Annotated in this window: 17 protein-coding genes; 10 read left to right on the forward strand and 7 right to left on the reverse strand. The window is 60.7% G+C overall.

The genetic code is table 11. The annotated features are described in order from the left end of the window. Nucleotides 1-22: 22 nt before the first annotated feature. The 4 genes from murA to VSP_RS11960 all read right to left on the reverse strand — a co-directional run bounded on the left by murA (nucleotide 23) and on the right by VSP_RS11960 (nucleotide 3,896). Complete coding sequence (gene murA, locus VSP_RS11945; RefSeq protein ID WP_009960849.1) at nucleotides 23-1,288, reverse strand: UDP-N-acetylglucosamine 1-carboxyvinyltransferase; 1,266 nt, start codon at nucleotides 1,286-1,288, stop codon at nucleotides 23-25. A 24-nt stretch (nucleotides 1,289-1,312) separates the two neighbouring features. Further along, a complete protein-coding gene (gene prmC / locus VSP_RS11950) occupies nucleotides 1,313-2,236 on the reverse strand; it encodes a peptide chain release factor N(5)-glutamine methyltransferase (RefSeq protein ID WP_009960850.1) in 924 nt (307 codons plus the stop codon). A 96-nt stretch (nucleotides 2,237-2,332) separates the two neighbouring features. After that, on the reverse strand, nucleotides 2,333-2,689 hold the full coding sequence (locus VSP_RS11955) for a Crp/Fnr family transcriptional regulator (protein ID WP_009960851.1): 357 nt from the start codon (nucleotides 2,687-2,689) through the stop codon (nucleotides 2,333-2,335). 142 nt (nucleotides 2,690-2,831) lie between these two features. Continuing rightward, a complete protein-coding gene (locus tag VSP_RS11960; protein WP_009960852.1) occupies nucleotides 2,832-3,896 on the reverse strand; it encodes a hypothetical protein in 1,065 nt (354 codons plus the stop codon). Between the two features lie 71 nt (nucleotides 3,897-3,967). On the opposite strand from VSP_RS11960, the gene VSP_RS11965 reads away from it, so the two are divergent. The 5 genes from VSP_RS11965 to VSP_RS35080 all read left to right on the forward strand — a co-directional run bounded on the left by VSP_RS11965 (nucleotide 3,968) and on the right by VSP_RS35080 (nucleotide 10,200). Next, entirely contained in the window at nucleotides 3,968-4,678 is a 711-nt protein-coding gene (locus tag VSP_RS11965; RefSeq protein ID WP_009960853.1) for a hypothetical protein, read from the forward strand. A gap of 122 nt (nucleotides 4,679-4,800) precedes the next feature. After that, nucleotides 4,801-5,100 carry a gamma-butyrobetaine hydroxylase-like domain-containing protein gene (locus tag VSP_RS11970; protein WP_009960854.1) on the forward strand — a complete coding sequence of 100 codons (300 nt, stop codon included), beginning with the start codon at nucleotides 4,801-4,803 and terminating at the stop codon, nucleotides 5,098-5,100. A 24-nt stretch (nucleotides 5,101-5,124) separates the two neighbouring features. After that, on the forward strand, nucleotides 5,125-5,784 hold the full coding sequence (locus VSP_RS11975; protein ID WP_156346120.1) for a hypothetical protein: 660 nt from the start codon (nucleotides 5,125-5,127) through the stop codon (nucleotides 5,782-5,784). Between the two features lie 134 nt (nucleotides 5,785-5,918). Further along, entirely contained in the window at nucleotides 5,919-8,606 is a 2,688-nt protein-coding gene (locus tag VSP_RS11980; protein WP_044134300.1) for a phosphoenolpyruvate carboxylase, read from the forward strand. A gap of 691 nt (nucleotides 8,607-9,297) precedes the next feature. Beyond that, the gene (locus VSP_RS35080) at nucleotides 9,298-10,200 is read left to right on the forward strand and encodes a DMT family transporter (protein WP_009960858.1); all 903 of its coding nucleotides are present in this window, start codon (nucleotides 9,298-9,300) and stop codon (nucleotides 10,198-10,200) included. Nucleotides 10,201-10,308: 108 nt separating this feature from the next. On the opposite strand, the gene glmM is transcribed toward VSP_RS35080, so the two are convergent. Further along, nucleotides 10,309-11,679: a phosphoglucosamine mutase gene (glmM, locus tag VSP_RS11990; RefSeq protein WP_044133516.1), complete on the reverse strand. Its 1,371-nt coding sequence runs from the start codon at nucleotides 11,677-11,679 to the stop codon at nucleotides 10,309-10,311. A gap of 161 nt (nucleotides 11,680-11,840) precedes the next feature. Between glmM and VSP_RS11995 the strand changes: the two genes are divergently transcribed. Beyond that, the gene (locus VSP_RS11995; protein ID WP_009960860.1) at nucleotides 11,841-12,422 is read left to right on the forward strand and encodes a type 1 glutamine amidotransferase domain-containing protein; all 582 of its coding nucleotides are present in this window, start codon (nucleotides 11,841-11,843) and stop codon (nucleotides 12,420-12,422) included. Between the two features lie 4 nt (nucleotides 12,423-12,426). Here VSP_RS11995 and VSP_RS12000 read toward each other — a convergent pair whose 3' ends face one another. Continuing rightward, a complete protein-coding gene (locus VSP_RS12000) occupies nucleotides 12,427-14,118 on the reverse strand; it encodes a LamG-like jellyroll fold domain-containing protein (RefSeq protein ID WP_009960861.1) in 1,692 nt (563 codons plus the stop codon). After that, nucleotides 14,108-14,680, reverse strand: a complete 573-nt coding sequence (locus tag VSP_RS12005; protein WP_009960862.1) for a sigma-70 family RNA polymerase sigma factor — start codon at nucleotides 14,678-14,680, stop codon at nucleotides 14,108-14,110. The genes VSP_RS12000 and VSP_RS12005 overlap by 11 nt, the downstream gene beginning before the upstream one ends. A gap of 134 nt (nucleotides 14,681-14,814) precedes the next feature. On the opposite strand from VSP_RS12005, the gene VSP_RS12010 reads away from it, so the two are divergent. The 4 genes from VSP_RS12010 to VSP_RS12025 all read left to right on the forward strand — a co-directional run bounded on the left by VSP_RS12010 (nucleotide 14,815) and on the right by VSP_RS12025 (nucleotide 21,322). Next, nucleotides 14,815-17,826 (forward strand): PSD1 and planctomycete cytochrome C domain-containing protein, encoded by a 3,012-nt coding sequence (locus tag VSP_RS12010; RefSeq protein WP_029190376.1) that lies wholly within the window; start codon nucleotides 14,815-14,817, stop codon nucleotides 17,824-17,826. 35 nt (nucleotides 17,827-17,861) lie between these two features. Further along, a complete protein-coding gene (locus tag VSP_RS12015; protein ID WP_157210849.1) occupies nucleotides 17,862-19,343 on the forward strand; it encodes a DUF1501 domain-containing protein in 1,482 nt (493 codons plus the stop codon). A gap of 131 nt (nucleotides 19,344-19,474) precedes the next feature. Continuing rightward, entirely contained in the window at nucleotides 19,475-20,224 is a 750-nt protein-coding gene (gene pyrF / locus VSP_RS12020; protein WP_009960865.1) for an orotidine-5'-phosphate decarboxylase, read from the forward strand. Nucleotides 20,225-20,335: 111 nt separating this feature from the next. Next, nucleotides 20,336-21,322: a malate dehydrogenase gene (locus VSP_RS12025; protein ID WP_009960867.1), complete on the forward strand. Its 987-nt coding sequence runs from the start codon at nucleotides 20,336-20,338 to the stop codon at nucleotides 21,320-21,322. Nucleotides 21,323-21,620 lie beyond the last annotated feature (298 nt).

A 21,620-nucleotide genomic window follows, 5' to 3' on the forward strand; every position in this document is an offset into this window, starting at 1 on the left:
ATCTAACGCTTAACCGCTCGCGCTATTCCTTCACGCGCTCAGTGACAGCACCCAGCATGCTCAGCTTTTCATCCAGGTGCTCATAGCCACGATCAATGTGATAGAGGCGGTGGATCTCAGTGGTGCCTTTGGCGGCGAGGCCGGCCAGCACGAGGGCGGCGGAGGCGCGCAGATCACTGGCCATGACTGGGGCACCACTGAGGGTTTCGACGCCCGTGATGCGGGCGGTGTCGCCATCGAGCTCGATGTTGGCGCCCATGCGCTTCAACTCAGACACGTGCATGAAGCGCTGGGGGAAGATGGTTTCCTTGATGCTGCTCAATCCGGGGATGAGGCAGGCCAGGGCGCAGAACTGGGCCTGCATGTCCGTGGGGAAGCCCGGGTACACCCGCGTGGTGAGGTGGAAGCCCTTGGGCGCACCGCTGCCGGGCATGATGGTCACGCTGTCCTTCGTGGAGGTCACCTCGTACCCCGAAGCCAGGAGGGTGTCTGTCACATTCTTCAGGTGCGCGGGAACGACCCTCTTCACCATCACGCCGTCACCAAAGATGGCGCCGGCAACGAGGAAAGTACCCGCCTCGATGCGGTCCGGAATGACGGTGTGTTCCGCACCATGCAGTTCTTTGACGCCTTCGACGACGATGCGCGTCGTGCCAGCACCCTCGATCTTGGCCCCCATCTTGATCAGGAAGTTGGCCAGGTCTTCCACCTCGGGTTCTGCGGCAGCGCCTTCGATGATGGTGGTGCCCTTGGTGAGCACGGCGGCCATGAGCACGTTGTCCGTGCCCAGCACCGTGGAGCCGAACTTGCCCAGCAGGTTCATGGTACAACCCTTGAGCGGCTTCTTGGCCTCAATGTGGATGTTGCCCCCGTCCATCTGCACCTTGGCGCCCAGATACTCCAGGCCCTTCAGGTGGAGGTCCACAGGGCGGTCACCAATGACGCAGCCTCCGGGCATGGAGACGACGGCCTTGCGCAGGCGGCCCGTGAGCGGGCCCATCACGCAGATGGAGGCGCGCATCTTCCTCACCAGGTCATAAGGGGTGTCGGGGATGATTTTCTCCGCCTTGATGTTCACCGTGCCGCTGGCGCGCTCCACTTCCGCCCCCAGGGCACGGAGGATCTGCAGCATGTAGTTCGTATCGCTCAGGTCAGGCACCTGGCGGATCACGCAATCATCCTTGGTCAGCAGCGTGGCCGCCAGGATGGGCAGGGAGGAGTTCTTGGAGCCGCTGATGAGAACCTTGCCGCGCAGACGGTTGCCGCCGTGAACGATGAGCTTTTCCATGAGAGAGGAGTTAGGGGAGAGGGGTCAGGATGGAATTGAAGAGGAGTCGTCCGCAGTGCTTGCTTCATCCGGTGAGGCCGGTGGAGCGGGCGGCAGGGGAGGGCGACGGGCAAAGACGAACCGGGGAATGCCCGCGAGATCCTCGGCCGACTGGATGGCCTGAAATCCGAGTTTCTGCAAGCGTTCGCTGACGGCAGATGCTTGATCGTAGTGGAGCTCAAGGGCCAGCAGGCCGTTTTCCGTAAGGTGCTCTGGAGCCGTTTCCAGCAGTCGATCCACGATAACCAGCCCGTCTGGGCCACCATCGAGCGCCAGATTCGGGTCATGCGCGACCTCACGGCTGATCTCCTTGAGTTCGGCCGTGGGGATGTACGGGAGATTGGCCACGATCAGGTCAAACGCTCCATCCGCATGCTCCAGCAGGTCGCTGCGCACCAGGCGAACTTTTTGCCCATTGAGACCGAGCCGTCCGGCATTCAGTCGGGCCAGTTCCAGGGCATCTTCCGAGATGTCCACCAGGAGCACTTCGGCGGCAGGCCAGGCCTTGGCAAGGGAAAGGCCGATGCATCCTGATCCGGTGCCGACATCCAGAAGGCGATGCGGAGGCTCACTTTTGGGGAACCATTTGTCCACCAGCAGATGCACGAGATGCTCCGTCTCCGGCCGGGGAATGAGGGCGCGATGATCGCAGACAAACTCGCTGTCGTGGAACTCCACCGTGCCGAGCAGGTGTTGCAGGGGCTCACCCTCGCCGCGACGCTTCAGAAGCACGCGCAGCGGCTGTAGTTCTGGCTCAGCGAGCGTCTGGTCAAACCGGAGATACAGATCCAGCCGACGGCAGCCCAGCACATGCGCCAGGAGGTGCTCCATGTTCAGTCGCGCGTCTTCCACCCCGCGTTTGGCGAGGTAGTCCGCGCCAGATTGCAGGGTCTCCAGAAGCAGCTTCATGAACTGCGTTCCGTAGCAGGGAATGCAAGTCAGTAAAAAGTAAAAAGTGAAAACTGAAAAGTTTCCAGGGAGCCTGAGTACTCAGGGCCCAGTCTTTCAGCCTCCTTCATCCACACTGCGGAGGCGACGGCTCAGGCCGCGCATGACGTGGAGGGCGAAGTTCGGCACCTCGTGCACCATGAACTCAAACCGCTTTTCGTTGATGGGGATGAGCTCGCAGTCCACACTGGCGACGGCGGTGGCGGTGCGTGGGCCGTTCTCGATGATGGCCATCTCGCCAAAGAAGCCATCCGCCTTCACCACCTCCACGAGGCGGCCTTTGACCTTCAATTCCACCTCTCCCTCTTTGACGACATACAGGGAATCGCCGTCTTCGCCCTCGGTGAAAATGACTGTGCCAGCAGGAAATGGAACAGGCGGGGTGTCTGCTTCAAAAATGTTAGGTAGTCTCATGGAGGTGGCGGGAGAAGGTGCTGGGTGCGGGCAAGTGCCCGTGCTGGAGCCATTAAAACAGTGTTTTCAAATGCTGCCAGAACGGGTTGATGGCAAAAATGCGCCCTCCCTCCACCGCAGGAATCGGGCCTTTGTGCTGCTGTCAGTGAGGATGGGGGGACGTTTTTTCCCCGAGTTGCTTGCCCAACATGAATTCGATATGCCTCTCCACGATGTCGCCCATGCTCAAGCAGTCGTCGAAGACGTCGGTACCGTGGTACTCGCCGAGTTCCGTCTTGAGTTGCACCACCTTGGGCGGCGGCTCGGCAGGGTGGTGTTTCATAGCGCGGAAGAGGGAGCGGAGGCGGGACTTCTCTGAGAGGTACCTACGAGCGATGAGGCTGCGCTCCTCCTGCTGGTACTGCTGCATGGTGGCGTAGTTCAGGTACTTCGTGCAGAGTTTCACCACAGGGAGGTTCTCCTTGTAGAACTGGGGCAGGTACACGCTCTTGGCGCCCTCGTAGCTCTGTTGGTCAAAGTCGATGGCCCGCACGCGGTACTGCGTCTCCTCAAAGTCCGGCGTCATGTCCACCACGTAGTTGTAGCTGCGCATGTCCCCCAGCAGGCGGATGAAGCAACGCTCGCTGAACTTCACGAACTCCTTGGCGATACGGACGCGGTTCACGTCAGAGCGCTCGAAGTACTCGCTGATGAAGACGTCCCCTGGCACGCCGGCGATGTGCTCCTCGATCAAGGTGTCCTCATGCACGAGGTAGTTGATTCGGTTGGGGGAGAGGAGGTGCTCCAGTTCCAGTCCATACACGCGGGAGGCATCCGCCACCTTGATGTAGAAGTGGTCGTAGTTGTCGTTGTACTCGTTGACCACGCGGATGCGGAAGGGCTTGCTGTTGCCGAAACCGCAAAAATCCACCCGCTCCACATAGAGGTGGGGCACCGCTTTCAGGTCGCCTGTCTTGAGCAGGGAGTAGATGCTGGTGAGGCGTGGCCACAGGTCCTTCAGCTGGGAGCGCTCATACACCACGGTGTCCCAGAGGGTGCTGCGCCCCTCCTTGTCCATCAGCGGGTAGGCGCTCATGAAGCTCTGGAGATCCCGATAGAGCGCAGGAAGGGCCGCGAGCCGGCCATAATGCCGGAGGTAGGTTCTGAGCTCGTCACTGATGGTGATGAACTCTTTGCGACGCGTGATGGTGGGAGCTTCGTCCGGCATGGGAAATTTTTGAGGAGTCTAGCCTGAAAGAGTCTTGTCAGCACGCAGCAAACCTGCCATTAAATGCCGCCGTGAATTTTTGGCAGCTAATTCCGTGCCTCCTCGCCACCTCCAGTCTCGCACTGGCGGAGGACGAACTGCCGTTGCCGGTGTTCGGTCCGCTGCCGGAGCGTGCGCCCGAGGTCCAGAGCCAGGGGCTGCTCAGCCCCACCGCCGTCATCAAGCCGCCCACCATGGGGCCTGTCTTGGTGACGCCCGACATGTCCCGGCCGACCGTGGTGATCAAGCCGCCTACCGGGGATGCTCCCGTGGCGGTGGCCCCGGTGCAGGCTGAAAAAGAGATTCTCCCGCATGTCACCATTGGTGGCGTGTACACCCCTGGTAAAACGCCGCGGGAGCTTGCCCAGGCGGAGATCGAGCGTCGCAATCAGGAGAAGGCCATCCGCCAGCAAATTGCGGAGGCTCACGTGAATGGCAGCACCACCCAGCTCCGTCAGGTGATCGTCATGAGCGGTCCCGTGGATACAGCGGTGGGCCGCTCTCCCACGCCTCCTGGCGGGGGTGTGCAGGGGACAAAGGTGACCTTGATTGGCATTGCGGGCAATGACGCGGTAATCAAGAACTTGGAGCCCTTCTTTGGCTCGCCAGTCACTCCGGACAGTGAGAAACGTCTTATTGAAGCCGTGAAGACGGAGATCGCAGGGAAGGGCATGGAGGTCCGGATTGCCGGATGGTGGCCCCAGGAAGGCGTGATGGCCGTGAGCGTGGTGCCTAAAGGCTAAGCTGGTAGTTCGGTGATTCAGTCGTTCAGCGAACTGGTCGAGGGATTTGCTCCGAAGGGGGCCCGATAGATGGTCTTGAGACTATTGGTTGCTGAGTGGCGGGGTTGTTGAATGTTCGGCTCATGATTCGCCCGCTCAACATCGCCGCCATTGGAAACGAGATCGCCATCGCTTGGGAGGACGGCAGGGAGAGCTTCCTCCCCATGGAGAAGCTGCGCGCGGCATCGCCGAGTGCGGAGAATATTGGCGAGCGGGATTTGCTGGGGAAGCTGTACGGTGGCACGAACCAGAAGGAATACCCGGGGGTGAGTGTGACCGGGTGGAAGTCTGTGGGGGGGTATGCGCTGCTGTTTGAATTCAGCGATGGGCACTGCACCGGGATCTACCCGTTTGACTATCTTCGTCGTTTGGCCGACGAATGATGGAACAGGAAAAAGGAGATGCCCATGCCTCTAGCAGTTGATGTGCCCCCCGTGCTTAATCACCGTCTCGTCGGCAAGACGCAGGGGGCGGGTTTAGGATGTTCACTCATCGCCGCCATCGTCTTGCTGGGTTTGGGGAGTTCGATTCTCTTTTACGGCTCCACCGGTGCGGACAAGAGGTGGCTGGCTTGGCTGGTGGGTGGCGGCATGTGTTTCCTGGGCACGCTTTTCATCTGGTCATGGATCACCCAGCTCTTTGCGGTGGGAACGATGGCCACATTGGTGGAGGTCTCTGAGCTGCCGATACGACCAGGCTCCGAGTTCAAAATGGCGCTGATCCAGCCCGGTCCGGCCGCTCTCCGCTCTGTGAAGGTGAAGGTGATCTGTCGGGAGACTACCAGCCGGGTGGTAACCAAGCACATGGGTAAGGGCCGAGCTCCTCGCCGTGATCGGATGGTGAGCGAGAAATTTCTCCATGAACAGGTGCTGGCAGAGGCCAGAGACCTTCGGGTCACGGCGGGCGACGCCTGGCAACAGACCTATGATGTCGCCCTCCCGGCAGGACTGCCAGGGTCGGAGCTGATGAAAACGCCCCAGGTCCGGTGGACGGTGGAACTCACGGGCAAGCTCCATGGACTGGGCCGGTTTTATCGTGTGCATGAGTTGGATGTGGCAGAAGGTTGACGCTTTTAACGACCTTTTCCGGGCGCGGCGGCATGTCTTGTGCTTGGTTGGGAGACAAGACCTTGGAAACGAAGCCTGCCTCAACACTGATCGAACATGGATTTAAACTCCTTGATAAGGAGTTGTCCTTTCTCATGGAAGCCTTTGCTGCGGCCCTGCGCCGGATTGGCGAGCCTGAACTGGCGGATCGCATGCCCTGGACGGGGCAGCCTCTGCCGGAGCAATCCGGGCCCAATCGACCGCTCTGCCAGGCATACTCCACCGCATTCCAGTTGCTGAACCTAGTCGAGGAGCGCGTCGCCCTACAGGTGCGACGCCTGCGCGAGAAGGAACTCGGACCCCTGGCTGAGCGGGGGCTGTGGCCAGACAAGCTGGCCGCCATGCGGGAACTGGATCTGGATGCCCGCGCCATGGTGGAAATCATGAAGTCCGTGCGCGTGGAGCCAGTGCTCACGGCGCACCCCACGGAAGCCAAGCGGGACAGCGTGCGCGAACGGCATCGCGAGATCTACGACCTCCTGGAGCGCAGGGAGAACCCTGCCTTTACCCCTCGCGAGCAAGAGCGTGTCCGGGGTTTCTTGGAGGCCCAGTTGGAATCCCTTTGGCGCACGGGAGAAATTCACGTCACCCGACCCAGCATCGCTGAGGAACTGGAGAATGCCCTCTTCTTCTTGCGCGAGGTCTTTCCTGAGGCGGTCACCCGGACCCGGACCCATTTGCGCGAGGCCTGGATTGCGGCGGGGCTTGACCCCGTAGCGTTGAAGGAGCTTCCGCCTTTAATCCGCTTTGGCACCTGGATCGGTGGCGACCGCGACGGGCATCCGTTTGTGACTGCCGAGGTCACGAAGTCTTCTCTCCAGTCACTGCGCAATAATGCGCTCCGGCTCTTTGCCCGCAAATTAAACCGGCTCGCCTACAACCTCCCGCTGAGCAAACACTTCCAGGAAGTGCCTGCCTCACTGGGGGAACTGGTGACTCGTCTGGTAAAGGAGCTGGAAGGCTACGAGGTGGTGGATGTGCCAGCCCTGCTGGATCACCACGATGAGGAACCCTGGCGTCTGGCCGCTTCTTTGATGCGCGGAAAGCTGTTGCTGACGCGTGATCATCCGGATGCCGCCACGATCTATGCCGCTCCTGCGGCACTGGATGCTGACCTCCTTCTCCTGGCGGAATGTCTGAGTGCGGTCGGCGCAGAGCATCTGGTGCAGGATTATGTGGATCCTCTTCGCCATCAGCTTGCGGCCTTTGGCTTCCATTCGGCGATCCTGGATGTGCGGCAGAATTCTGCCTTCCATGAGAAGGCGCTCACGCAGCTCCTGGTGAAGGCGGGTGTGCCCAATGCCGCCAGCTTCCCAAGCTGGTCGGAAGGGGAAAAACGGACGCTGCTGGACCATGAACTGGCGTCGCCCCGGCCGTTTCTTTCCCCTGGTCTCTCGGCGGGACCTGAGGCCGATGCGGTGCTGGAGTGTTATCGCGTGCTGGCCGAGTACCGTGCCCGCCACGGCGGGGCAGGTCTCGGTTCGTTGATCGTTTCCATGACCCGCGGGGTGAATGACCTCCTCACGGTTTATGTGCTGGCGCGGGAAGCGGGCCTGATCGAGCTCACCGCTCAGGGCCTGCGTAGCCCGCTGCCAGTGGTGCCCCTGTTTGAGACCATGGACGACCTCGCCCATGCGCCGTCGGTGGTGGATGATTTCCTCAGCCACCCGGTCACCCGCATCAGCTTGACGGGGGAGGGCGGTAGCAACACGCCCGACTTCCAGATGATGCTGGGCTACTCGGATTCCAACAAGGACTGCGGCATCTTTGCCAGCCAGTGGGGCCTTCATCGTGCCCAGGAGGCCTTGTTTGAGGTGACGCGTCGTCACGGTGTGCGTCCGGTGTTCTTCCATGGGCGTGGTGGGACAGTGGGCCGCGGAGCCGGTCCGACCCATTGGTTCATGGAGGCTCTGCCTCATGGATCGCTGGGCGGCTCGTTCCGCATGACGGAGCAGGGGGAGACCATCTCCCAAAAATACTCACACCTTGGCTCTGCCACCTACCAAGTGGAGACCCTCACCGCTTCCGTATCCGCCGCCACGGCCAAGCACCGCCATGCGTCCAAGCCTGCTGATCCTTGCCGCGAGATCCTGGACCGGCTCGCCGGCTGGAGTATCGAGGCCTACCGCGGCCTGCTGCATGCACCGGACTTCATCACCTTCTACCGCGAGGCTACGCCAATTGACGCGCTGGAGAACTCCCGCATTGGTTCGCGTCCCTCGCGTCGCACGGGACGCGCCAGTCTGGAGGATCTTCGGGCCATCCCCTGGGTCTTTTCCTGGACGCAGTCCCGCTTTTATCTGCCGGGTTGGTTTGGGGTCGGCTCCGCCTTTGAGCGGCTCAAGGTGGAGGCTCCGGATGACTATGCAGCTTTGGAAGGCAGCATCTCAGAGTCCAGCTTCCTCCGCTACGTGCTGACCAACATGGACGGTTCCATCGTCAGTGCGAATGAGGAGATCATGCTGGCCTACGGGTCCCTCGTCACCGACGAGGCCGTCCGGACGCGGTTCATGGAACTGATCATCGCCGAGTTTCATCGTACCCGCGAGCATCTGGGCACCATCCTGCACGGCGGCGGCTTCGGCTCCCGCCGACCCCGCATGGCCCGCACCCTTCAGGTTCGTGAGGCTCCGCTCAAGGTGCTGCACCACCAGCAGGTCGCCCTGCTGAAGGAGTGGCGGAGGCTTACAGCCGCCGGAGACACTGCCGCTGCGGAGGCCATGATCCCGGACCTGTTAATCTCGATCAACGCCATTGCTTCGGGGTTGAGGACCACGGGTTAGGGCGGTTCGGTGCGTCAGTGCGTCGGTTGGGGGTTCGAGGTATCTTGAGCCTCCAGCGTGATGCTGGCCTGCAGTGGGTCCTTCTTCGGGGGGGGAGCAACACCTGGATGCGGAGCATCTTTGGGACTGCGGCGAGAATCGCCGCTTTTGGGAGTCCTGTGTGGGGCAAGTAGCCTGTGTGTGCAGCGGAGTTCGTGAGTTTTTGCGGGGACCAACAGGTAGGAGTACCTCATAAGGCCCTGCCAAAGCGGTGATTCTCACCGCAGTCCCAAAATCCTGCTTCGCAGGATCAGGTGGTGGATGCAGTGGGTAGTTGGGTGTGTGTTCGGCTTCCCGTGTCGTGGGGTGGGGGGCTGAACCGCTGGAAGCCGGTGGCACTTTTCATTTCACTTGCACTCCGCCTCTTCAGCCGTATCCAGTGGCCAGTTTATCTCCTTAATGTCTCTCCTCGTCACACGCCCTAAATGGCAACACCTCTGGCTTTGGCTGCTCAAGCCAAAGGGCGCGGTGATCGAGTGACGCGCTGGATGATTGAAACGCAAGCCCTTAAGTGGCGCGATTTTCCCGGATCCAGCAGCAGGCTAGGTGCCTGCCAGGCTTCTCTCTTCACTACCCGCCCGACGCTCCCAGCCTCGGGCGTTTATGTTTCCATGCCTCGGTTTCGCTTTGCCTTCCCTTGTCCCCCTGACCCATGTCCCGCAGTTTCAAATCCTCGCTCGTTACCTTTCTCATCGTTGCTGGCAGTTCGCTGTTCTTCTGCTCCAAAGCTGTGTTCGTAAAACTGGCCTACCGCTATGGGTTGGATGCCGTGACGACGCTGGCACTGCGCATGGCCATGGCGTTTCCGTTCTTTTTGATCGGCGGGATTTGGGCCTCGTCTGGCAAGCAGGTTCACCCGCTCACGAGCCGTGACTGGGCGAGGCTGGCCTTGCTGGGATTTTGCGGGTGGTATTTCTCCTCTGTCATCAACTTCATGGGCCTGGAGCATGTGAGCGTAGGGCTGGAGCGGATGATCCTGTACACCTATCCTTCCATCGTGCTGCTTGGATCGGTCATTGTCTTGCGCAAGCCGCTGAGGTGGGGTGTGGCAGGAGCCATGCTGCTCTCCTACTTGGGCATCTTGATTGGCTACTATGGCGAGGCCAGTGCCAAAACAGGCGGGGAGACGTGGCTGGGAGCGCTGCTGGTATTCGGCAGTGCGATCTCTTACGCCATCTTCGTCCTCATGAGCGGTGAGATGATTGCGCGAATCGGTCCTATCCGCTTCACCTCATGCGTGGTGGGTTTCTCCTGTCTGTATGTCCTCATCCACTTCGTGCTCACGCATCCCCCGGGAGCCATCCTGAAACTGCCCCCGGGTGCCTATGGCTGTGGAGTGGCTCTTGCCATCGCGGGCACGGTTATACCCTCTTACCTGTTCGGCATCGGGCTCAAGCGCGCTGGAGCTCAGGCCTTTGCGGTCATCGGAATGATCGGCCCCTTGGGGACCGTCGGACTCGCCTGGATGCTGCTGGGAGAAGCCATCAATCCTGTGCAGGTGCTGGGTCTGGCATTGACCCTGGCTGGTGGGGCGATGGTGGCGGTGAGGAAGTGAGACAAGAGCAAGGAGTTAGAAGGTATGGGTGATGAGTGAAGAGCGCTGATTCGGCAGTTTCAGCGCTACTTGCACTTAACCCTTAACTTCTAACTCTTAACCTTCACTTCACACCCCAATCTGCTCCTGAATCGCTGCCGCAATTTTGCCAGCTTGATCCTCGATGTACTCGGGATCGCGGCCTTCAATGAGCAGACGGATGAGGGGCTCGGTGCCGGAGTAGCGCAACAGCACGCGACCCAGACGGCCGAGCTTTTTCTCGGTCTGAATGATGAGGGCGTTGGCGGCTTCAAGCTCCTGGATGGCCGGCTTGGATTTCACGCGAAGGTTGCGCTTGGCCTGGGGGAAAGGGGTGAGCACCTTGCGAAGTTCGCTGAGTGGTTCACCCGTCTCGGCCATGATTTTCAAGATCTGGAGGGCGGCGATGAGGCCGTCGCCGGTGGAGGCGTGATCACGAAAGACGATGTGACCGCTTTCCTCAGCTCCAAAGTTGAGGTCCTGTTTGCGCATGGCGGCGATCACATAACGGTCGCCCACATCGGTGCGCACCACTTTGCCCCCCATGCCTGTGACGAGGTCGTCCAGGCCGTAGTTGCTCATCGTGGTGACCACGGCGGTGCTCTCACGAAGGGTGCCCTTGCGCAGCATGGAGACCACGGCGATGGCGATCAGTTCATCTCCGCTCAGGCGCTGGCCCAGTTCGTCGCACAGGGCCACCCGGTCCGCGTCGCCATCGTGGGATACGCCGACCTGGGCACCGGTTTGAGTGACGAGGGCCTCAATGATCTCCGGGTGAGTGCACCCGCAGTGAAGATTGATGTTCGCGCCGTCTGGGGAGGAGTGAAAAGGGATCACCTCTGCACCGAGACGTTTCAGCGTTTCCGTGCTGGTGAAGGATGCTGCCCCGTTCGCATTGTCGAGGGCGATCTTCATGCCAGTGAGCCGGCGGCTCTGCATGGAAGCCATGGCATGGGCGATGTAACGTTCTGCGGACCCCTGCAGCACGTGGGTGCGGCCGATGCTGGTCTCATGAGGCCGGTTGGCCAGGAGGGCCTCATTCGTCATGGCGGCCTCAATAAGCAACTCCTCGTCATCCGTCAGCTTGTATCCGTCACCGCCCACGAATTTAATGCCGTTGTCGTAGAAAGGGTTGTGTGAGGCGGAAACTACCGCTCCAAAGCTGGCCCCTTCCTGTTGGGTGATCAGCGCCACGGCCGGGGTGGGTACCAGGCCGCACAGATGCACATCCACCCCCATGGAGTTGAGGCCAGCCACGAGTGCTGCCTCCAGCATGTCTCCAGAGAGGCGAGAGTCTCGGCCTACGATGCAGCAGGGGCGTGCACCCTTGCGAGAGGCCCCCTGGCCAAGCACCTTGGCAGCCGCCTGACCCAGGCGCATGACGAATTCAGGCGTCATAGGGTGTTTGTTGGCCACTCCTCGCACACCGTCGGTACCAAAGTATTGTCGCTTCGCTGACATGGGAGGGCGGTTGTACCTCAAATGCCCTTCGAAGTCAAAAGCGAGCTGGGGTGGGATTTGGCGCACTTCGGTCAGAAAAGATCCACCACCCCGATGGAAGGGCAGGGGCGGGGAGGGGAACTGCACCCGGCCGTACCTGCGCCCCGTCCCGAAACCCTGATATGAGTGCAATCTTGGAAAACAAGCGGGTGGCCATTTTAGCCACAGACGGATTTGAACAGGTGGAGCTGGAAGAACCCATGCATGCACTGAAGCAGGCGGGGGCGACTGTGAGCATTGTGTCCCCCAAAGCCGGGACGGTGCAGGGAATGAATCACCTGGAGAAAGGGGACAACTTCAATGTGGACCTGACTCTGGACAGCGTGAATGCCAGCGACTTCGATGCCCTGGTATTGCCGGGCGGGCTGGCCAACCCCGATACTTTGCGCTCCACCCGGGATGCAGTGAACTTTGTGCGGGATTTTGCCGAGGCGGGCAAACCCATCTGTGCGATCTGCCACGCCCCGTGGATTCTGATCGAGGCAGGCCTCGTGGCCGGGCGTACTCTGACCTCCTGGCCTGCCATCCAGTCCGATGTGCACAATGCGGGTGGGAACTGGGTGGATCAGCCAGTCGTGGTGGACAATGGTCTGGTCACGAGTCGTAAACCGGACGATCTCACCCAATTCATCGCCAAGACTATCGAGGAAATCAGTGAAGGGAAGCATTCCGGCATGTCCGAATCTGCTCCCCCCGAAGGATAGGAATTCATCGGGCGCTGGTTGCTCTTTCCTTGATCTCTCCGATCGTGAGCAATCGGTCGTAGATGGCGACTTCGGCCATTTTGCCTGAGAAGACTCGCTGGAGATTTTTCAACAACATGCCTTCGTTGAACCGGAGACAGCCGAGCTGGATAGTGCATAGGAGCTGCGGCGCAAAGGGATCCGCGTCCGCTTTGCCCACCAGGTGGCCATTCAGGTACAGTTCCATCTTGCCGTGTGCCTGTTGGGCGACGAGGTGGTGCCAACGATAGGGGAGGAATTTGGGTTCCGTGTAAATGTTGATGCCGCCACCGCTGCCAGCGGGCCAGCGGGTGAGATAGCGGACAATCCCCGGGCGTGGGCTGCGGCCAGGTTGGCGGAGGGCGAGTTCCACGAGTTCGAGGTGATCGTTTGGAGCTTTGCCGGTAGTGAAGGCAAAGAGGCTCATTTGCTCTGTGGTCGTACTGGCAAACCACATCTCCACCGCATGGGCAGCTCCGGGTGCCAGCCACGGCCCGACTGAGTGGATGGCTCCTGGGTTGGTCTGGCCTGCAAAGTTGACTACGGTTCGCGCCGTGGGGGACTCGGGCGAAGCAGGTTCAAGCCGGATGCCACCCACGGGACGCAGGGCTGGGGCACCACGGACTTCATTCGGGATCAATCCTTGTTCCAATCGGTCCATGCGCCAGTAGTGAACCGGGCGGGAAGCGATGATGTTTTCCTCGTACCCGGCGGCGAGCTGGAGGGGGGGGACGTGGAGTTCAGTAGCGGGAAGGAATCTGGCCAGATCCGGCGAGGTGGTGACGATCTCACCCGTGGAGGGAATCAACTTGGCGGACTGGTGAGCAGTGAGGAGTTCCGTGCGAACCCCTTCTTGACCCGGAATGCGGAGGGAGGCTTCCGCCTCACCTTCAAACACGGCCACCTGGGTGTTGCCATCTTTGCTGACAGAGACTCCCAGCTCTGTGCCCAGATCCGTGACAGCTCCTCCGGGGGTTTCAATGCAGAACCCTTCAGCACCTTTTGGCACTCTGAGCCGCACGCGACCGTCGTGGCAGAGGACGCGATCAGCGGTGAGAAGGTCGAGATGGGCGGGGCCTTCCACATGCAAAACGACACCGCTGGCGAACATCAGACTCAGCCGGCCTGATTCCAGAGCAAGTGGCCCCGTGGTGAGGTTCATGCCGCTGGAGGGAGGTCGTGAGCCCCAGGTGCCAACCGCTTTGGCATACTCCACCTGCACCAAAACCGCCAGGGGAGGGGATTTCCGCAGGTCGGGTTCCGGATTGGCCGGTCGCAGCATCGCCCAGATAGTGAGACTTCCAGCAGCAGCCATCATAGCGGCAAGCCCCAGCCAGGGCCACTTCGCTGCCCGGGGGGCTGGTTGAAGCGAGGGTTCATCCTGGAGCGCCGCCCGAAAAGCAGCGTCAAACTCCGTGTCTTCATGGGAGTTGCCAGCATTTCCGTTCTCGATCCCGAGAACCTCGTTCAACTCAAGCCATCGGGGTTCGGGGGCTTGGGCAAGCCGGGCCTGGGTCAGTGTCCAGACTTGGAGGGCGAGTGCTCTGCGAAAAGTCGCATCATTTCTCACCCGAGTCAGAAGCTCCTCCGTCCGATCCTTGTTGATCCCGAGGGAGCCCTCCTGCCAGGCGATGAGCGCATCTTGGAGGTCTCTTTCAAATATGGTTTCAGGATTCACTGGCCACCTCCTTTTCCACGCACTCGCGCAGCAGTTTCAGGGCTCGATATTGCAATTGATATACGGCACCGACGGTCGTTTGCATTTCCTCGGCGAGGGCGGTCGATTTTCCCCCGTCCATCCAGCCGCGCACTACTTGTCGCATGCGTTCTGGCAGCTTGTGAATGCAGCCCAGCATGGCCTGAAGATGCGCCGCCCCGGTGCGTCCTGCTTCCTCGTCGAGCTCTTTGGCGAGGAATGTGGAGGCGTCTTTGCGGAACTTCTCCAGCGCCTCGTGCCTACGACCTGTCTTTTCAAAGTACTTGAGCAGCTTGTTGCGGGCAATGCCCCGAAGCCAAGCTCCAAAGTCCTGGTCGAGCCGAAACTTAGGAAGCCCCCGATAGGCGGCGATGAAGGTCTCCTGGGCCATGTCATCCACATCATCCAGATGGTACATCTGGCTCGCCAGATAGGCCCTCAAGGAGGGACGATAGGCGTGAACGATGATGAGAAACGCATCCGGGTTGCCGTTCAGGACGGCCTGGATTGTTTCGTTCTGGGTGATTGGCGGGACTTCAGCCATTGCTCCAGTATTTCAGGCACTGATGCGATTCTCACGAGAATTTCGGAGATTTCTGTCTTGGTCTGAGGCTGGGCGGGAGAAGGAATTTTTTGTGAGATATGTCCCTCGGTCAGAAAGTTAGGGGAGTAAGCACCATGTTGACCCGCTCTCTCCCATCTCCTGGCCGTCGTCACCATTCTGCTCCGCTTTTGGGTGCGGTAGGGGCCATGCTGGCTCTCTCCGTCGCACCTCTGGCTGCCGCAGAGGAGGGGATGGGCAAGGTGCGCTTCAATGAACAGATCCGGCCCATTCTCTCTGACATGTGCTTTCACTGTCATGGGCCTGATGACAAAACCCGCGATGCCGATCTGCGACTGGACACGCGAGAGGGAGCACTTGAGAACGGGGCCGTCGTTCCTGGAAAGCCGGATGAGAGCGAACTGATGGTGCGGATCCTTTCCCATGATCGATCTGAAATGATGCCCCCGCCCAAGGCCAAGAAGCCGTCCCTCACAGAGGCGCAGGTGGCGACGTTCCGCCGCTGGATCGAGCAGGGCGCTGAATATGAAGGGCACTGGGCTTTCCTGCCGCTGCGGCAGACGCCACCCCCTGCTCCCAAAAATGACGGTTGGTCGCGCAATGGAGTGGACCGGTTCATCTCGACCCGCCTGGAGAAGGAGGGGATTCAGCCTTCCGCCGAAGCGGATCGGGCCACGCTGATTCGCAGAGTCTCGCTGGATTTGACCGGGTTGCTGCCCACTCCGGCGGAAGTAATGGCGTTTGAGAAAGACGCCGATCCGCTCGCCTACGAGCGACTGGTGGACCGCCTGCTCGACAGTCCCCACTACGGCGAGCGCTGGGGGCGCCACTGGCTTGACCAGGCCCGGTACGCTGATTCCAATGGGTACACCATCGACGGAGAGCGTGGTATGTGGCCCTACCGGGACTGGGTGATCAAGTCACTCAACGAGGATCTTCCCTTCGACCGCTTCACCATTGAACAGCTGGCGGGGGATCTGCTGAGCAGACCGACCAGGAACCAGCTCGTTGCCACCGCATTCCACCGGAACACACTGATCAATGAAGAAGGGGGCACAGATCCTGAGCAGTTCCGCGTGGAAGCAGTGATGGACCGCGTGAACACGACTGGTGCCGTCTGGCTGGGGCTCACCGTGGGTTGTGCCCAGTGTCATACGCACAAGTTCGATCCCATAACGCATGAGGACTACTACCGCATGTATGCGTTTTTCAACCAGGGCACGGACGTGAACAACAAAGGCACCACCATGGAGGTGGGAAGAGGAGAGGTCTTTGGGAAGACGGTCAAAGCCACCCCAGAGCCCGCTCCGCTGGCGAAGAACGCCAAGACACCAGCCAGCACTCAAGTGCCCGGCACGGGTGTCATTCACGCACGGCTCGCCAGTCTGAAGTGGCAGCCGCTGGAGTATGTGGCGTATGACACCACGGCCAATGCGGGCCTTAAACTTTTGCCGGACAATTCTCTCCTGGCGGACGGAGGTGGGTCCTTCAACGACACCTACCGTGTGGTGGCCAGGAGCTCGCTTAAAAAGATCGCTGCCGTGCGTTTGCGGGTGTTGACTCATGAATCCCTCCCCAAGGGCGGGCCTGGCCTTGCAGGGAACGGAAACTTTGTCCTGACCGATTTCGAGATCAGCGTGGGCGGAATGGAACTGCCCGTGAAACTGGCCTCTGCGGACCACTTCCAGCCCAACTTTCCCGCCCAGGCGGCGGTGGATGGGGATGCCAAGACCGGTTGGGCCATCAACGTCGGGAAAGGCTCGGCGAGCGGGGCCAGGATGAATGCAGATCACGATGCGGTATTTGTACTGGAGCAGCCAGTTTCTCTGGAGGGCCTGCAATTGGAGGTCAGGCTTCATCATGACCTCAATGAGAAGTATCTCGTGGGTCGATTCGCTCTTGATGGCGTGGAGGCCGTGCCGGATCTGCCCAGGTCTGCACCCGTGGTGGCCACTGCCCGGAACACGCCCGCGACCGCAGCCAAGAAGACGAAGCCCGGTGCCACGGGAGACATGGCGGAACTCATGATCATGAAGGATCTGGAAAAGCCGCGGCAGACGTTCCTGTTCCAGCGGGGTGACTTCCTGCGGCCCGATCAGAAGCTTGGGCCGCTGACGCCTGGTGTGATCGCCGCAGTGCTGGCTGCCATGCCGGAGTCGCAACGCCCACAGCGCTTTCAGAACCGCCTGGACCTGGCCAAGTGGCTCGTGAATCCCTCGAACCCGCTGACGCCCCGGGTCACCATGAACCGCTTGTGGATGCACTACTTTGGTCGCGGGATTGTGGAGACTGAGGAGGACTTTGGCTCCCAAGGCTCGGCTCCGGTGCATCCCGAGTTGCTGGATTGGCTGGCGGGGGAGTTCATTCGTCAGGGATGGAGCTTCAAGGCCATGCACAGGCTGGTAGTGAACTCCGCCACCTACCGGCAGAGCTCCCGGAGTCGTCCCGACCTGATGGAAAAGGACCCGCGAAATCTCCTGCTGGCCCGACAGGAACGCGTGCGGGTGGAAGCGGAGATCATACGTGATGCCGGGCTCTGTGCCAGTGGTCTGCTGAACCCCGCCGTGGGCGGGCCGAGCGTGCGGCCACCTCAGCCGGAGGGCGTGTATTCCTTCACCCAGAACAAGAAGAACTGGGTCACCGCCGTGGGACCGGATCGCTACCGGCGGGGTATGTACACGCTGTTCTATCGTAGCGCTCCGCATCCGCTGTTCACCACCTTTGATGCGCCGGACTTTCAGCAAGTTTGCACCCGGCGTTCCCGGTCTAACACCCCGCTCCAGGCGCTGACGGTGGCCAATGACGAGGCCTTTGTGGAAATGGCCCGCGCCATGGCTGCCCGGCTCTGCAAGGAGATGCCGGGGCCGGTTTTCGCTGGACTTCGTGAAGGGCGGATTTTGCTCGCCTGTCGCATCGCCTACAGCCGAGGTCCTTCGTCGGAGGAGTTGAAATTGCTGCAGAAGCTCGCCACCGATCTGCTGGGTGAGTATGAAAAAGACCCTGCTGCGGCAAAGGCCGCCTGGGGGGCGCTTCCGCTGCCTGATGGGGTTGCCTTGGCAGAGGCTGCGGCACTTGTCAGTGTCACCCGTGCCATCCTGAACACGGATGCCTTTGTCACCCGGGAGTGATTTCCTGAATCTTCGAATCTCTTGATCACCTTCTCATGAATCACTGTTCTCCACAACTTCTTGCCGAGACGGAACGCCGCATGGTGTACGACCAGACGCGTCGTCATTTCCTCGGTCGCTGTGGCATCGGACTCGGCTCCTTGGCCTTGAATTGCCTGCTGCAGCAGGACGGATTCGGAGCCATGGCCCCGGGAAGCTTGAAGATTGATCCCGCCAAGCCGATGTCGCCCCGGGCGGCTCCGCAGCCGGCGACGGCCAAGAATGTGATCTTCCTGTTCATGGCGGGTGGCCCCAGCCAGTTCGAGTTGTTTTCTGACAAGCCGCGCCTTCGTGAGTTCAGTGGCCAGGCCCCCCCGGCCAGTCTCATGGCAGGCAAACGCTTCGCCTTCCTGAAAGGCAACGAGACGTTGCTGGGCTCGAACCGCAAGTTTGCGCAGTACGGGCAGAGCGGCATGACCTTGAGCGAACTGCTCCCTCACCACCAGAAGATTGTGGATGACGTGTGCTGGCTGCGCGGGGTGAGCACGGATGTGTTCAACCACGGCCCGGCCAAGCTCTTCATGAACACGGGATTTCAGGTGCCGGGGCGACCCAGCCTGGGAGCCTGGCTCACCTACGGTTTGGGCAGCGAGTCTCAGGATCTGCCCGGCTTTGTGGTGCTGCAGAGCGGGCCTCGTGGTCCGCGTGGTGGGAACTCCCTGTGGAGCAGCGGCTTCCTGCCGACGTCCTATCAAGGGGTGCCTTTTCGCAGCAGCGGCGATCCCATCTTGAATCTTCGCAGCCCTCAGGGCATGTCACCTGGCCGCGAGAGGAAACTCTACGACACGGTGGCTGCGCTGAACCGCAGTCGTCTGGATGAGGTGGGAGACCCGGAGATCATGACGCGCATCAACGCCTATGAAATGGCGGCCCGCATGCAGACCAGTGCCCCGGAATTGATGGACCTCAGCAAGGAGTCTGCCTCCACCCTGGATCTCTACGGGGTGAAGGCGGGGCAGCCCAGCTTTGCCACCAACTGCCTGCTGGCCCGCCGATTGGTCGAGCGCGGCACCCGGTTCGTTCAGCTCTATCATACAGACTGGGATCATCATGGAGACCAGAAGAACAACCTGAGCGATGCCCTGGAGCAGCGGTGCAAAGAGGTGGATCAGGCCGCCGCAGCCCTGGTGATGGACCTGAAACAGCGGGGCATGCTGAAGGACACCCTCGTGATCTGGGGGGGCGAGTTCGGTCGCACTCCGATGGGTGAGGTGCGGCAAACCGTGGGACGGGACCACCATATTGAAGGGTTCACCATGTGGATGGCAGGTGGCGGGGTAAAGCCCGGCTGCCTCCACGGCGAGACGGATGAGCTGGGCTTCGGCGTCACCCAGGACCGGGTGCATGTGCACGACCTGAACGCCACCATCCTGCACCTGCTGGGCTTCGACCACGAGCGGCTGACCTACCGATTCCAGGGGCGGGACTTCCGCCTCACGGATGTGCACGGGGAGGTGGTGAAGGGGATTTTGGGGTAATGCGAAGGCTGAGATTCTTAACCACGTAGGGCACAGAGTTTTGCAGAGAAGCGCTTCGGAATTCAAATTTTAGAATTCCTCTGTGAAACTCTGTGCACTCTGTGGTTAACGTGGGGCTATTCCTTCCAGACATGACCTACCTCGAAAAGCTCCGCCATCGCATCGCAGTCACTGGATCCGGCCTCTGTGTCGGCTTGGACATTCGCCTGGAGAAGGCAGACGACGCTGCCCGGGCGTTCATCGCGGACGTCATCACCCAGACGGCTCCCTACACGGCGGTGTACAAGCCTAACTCGGCCTACTTTGAGGCGCTGGGCTGGGAGGGGATGAAGCTCCTTGAGGAAACGATTGCCATGATTCCGAAGGACATCCCGGTGATCCTTGATGCCAAACGTGGGGATATTGGCGAGACCCAGCGGTACTACGCGAAGGCCTGTTTCGACATCCTCGGCGCAGACGCGGTGACGTTGAACCCCTATATGGGACGGGATACCTTGGAGCCCTTTCTGGATTATCTGGACAAAGGGATCTATCTCCTTGGGGTAACCTCCAATCCGGGAGCAGTCGATATTGAACTGCAAACCTTGCAGGGGGGGGGACAGGTGTTTGAACTCGTGGGCAAGATGACCGCCCAGCATCCCCAGGCTGGCCTTGTCTTGGGGCTGACCAATGCCACTCCGGAAACGCTGGCCCGGATTCCCGATGTGCCGCTGCTGATTCCCGGATTGGGCGCTCAGGGTGGGGACATCGCGGCGCTCCACGGCGCGGCCCGTACCGCTCCCTGCGTGGTGAACGTCTCCCGCGGCATCCTCTATGCGGAGCCAGAGTTGACCTTCGCCCAGAAGGCCGAGAAATGGGCCCGGGTGATCGCGGGCAATTGAGTCCCTCCCTTTCGCCCTGAGAGGAAATTGGGATTTCCCGGACACAGGAACGTCAAATTTTCCCGGCGGACCTTGCGTTCCGCTCCGGCTTCGCTTTGGTGGGGGCTCTCTATGAAGTCTCCCATCACTGTTGCTGTCACCGGAGCGGCTGGCCAGATTGGCTACTCCCTGCTTTTCCGCATCGCCTCCGGCTCCATGTTTGGCCCGGATCAACCGGTGGCCTTCAGGCTGATTGAAATCGAACCCGCCCTGCCGACCCTGGGTGGTGTGGTGATGGAGCTAGATGACTGTGCCTTCCCGCTGGTGCACAGCATCACTCCCACCTCCGACCTCAACGAAGGCTTCAGAGGCGTGAACTGGGCCCTGCTCGTCGGTTCCGTGCCCCGCAAAGCGGGGATGGAGCGCAAGGACCTGCTCAACATCAACGGGAAGATCTTCGTGGGCCAGGGCCAGGCGATTGCCAAGAACGCCGCCTCTGATGTGCGCGTGCTCGTGGTGGGCAACCCCTGCAACACGAACTGCCTCATCGCCATGAACAACGCCAAGGAGGTGCCGGCGGAGCGCTGGTTCGCCATGACGCGTCTGGACGAGAACCGCGCCAAGTCCCAGCTCGCCCAGAAGGCTGGCGTGCACACCACGGATGTGACCAATCTGGCCATCTGGGGCAACCACTCCGCCACTCAGTATCCTGACTTCACCAACGCCAAGATCAAAGGCCAGGCGGTGACTGAAGTGATCAGCGATCAGGCCTGGCTCGAAGGAGAATTCATCACCACGGTGCAGCAGCGTGGTGCGGCCATCATCAAGGCCCGTGGCTCCTCCTCCGCGGCCTCTGCCGCCAACGCAGTGGTTGACACCGTGAAATCCCTCGTGACGCCGACCCCGGCGGGCGACTGGACCAGCGTGGCCGTCTGCTCCGATGGCAGCTATGGGGTGGAGAAAGATATCATCACCTCCTTCCCGATCCGCACGGACGGCTCCAAGTGGGAGATTGTGCAGGGCGTGTCCGTTAGCGAGTTCAGCCAGGGCAAGATCGACGCCACCGTCAACGAGCTCAAAGAAGAGCGCGACGCGGTGAAGGAACTGGGTCTCATCTAAGGGAAGCCCGGAAGACTTTATCCATTGTTGAAGCGGAACCCGCGAGGCGGGTTCCGCTTTTTTGTGCCCGGAATTGGAAGTGCCCCAGAGATCAAGGCCGGGCCATTTTGACGAAAAAGACAGTTTTCAGACCAATTCTCCCTAATTCCCATTGACTGAGTGTGGTTCGTGGAAATTTTCAAGGACGTCGGAGATCACCACAACAACCTGCACAAAGGCCTGCTGGATCGCGCGGCCTCCATCGACCTCAGGGAGTCTCGTTGTGTTTACGGTGTAAATCTATCTTGTTTTGTGCAAG

The sequence above is a fragment of the Verrucomicrobium spinosum DSM 4136 = JCM 18804 genome (genome assembly GCF_000172155.1).
In the GTDB taxonomy this organism is placed as follows: Bacteria; Verrucomicrobiota; Verrucomicrobiia; order Verrucomicrobiales; family Verrucomicrobiaceae; genus Verrucomicrobium; species Verrucomicrobium spinosum.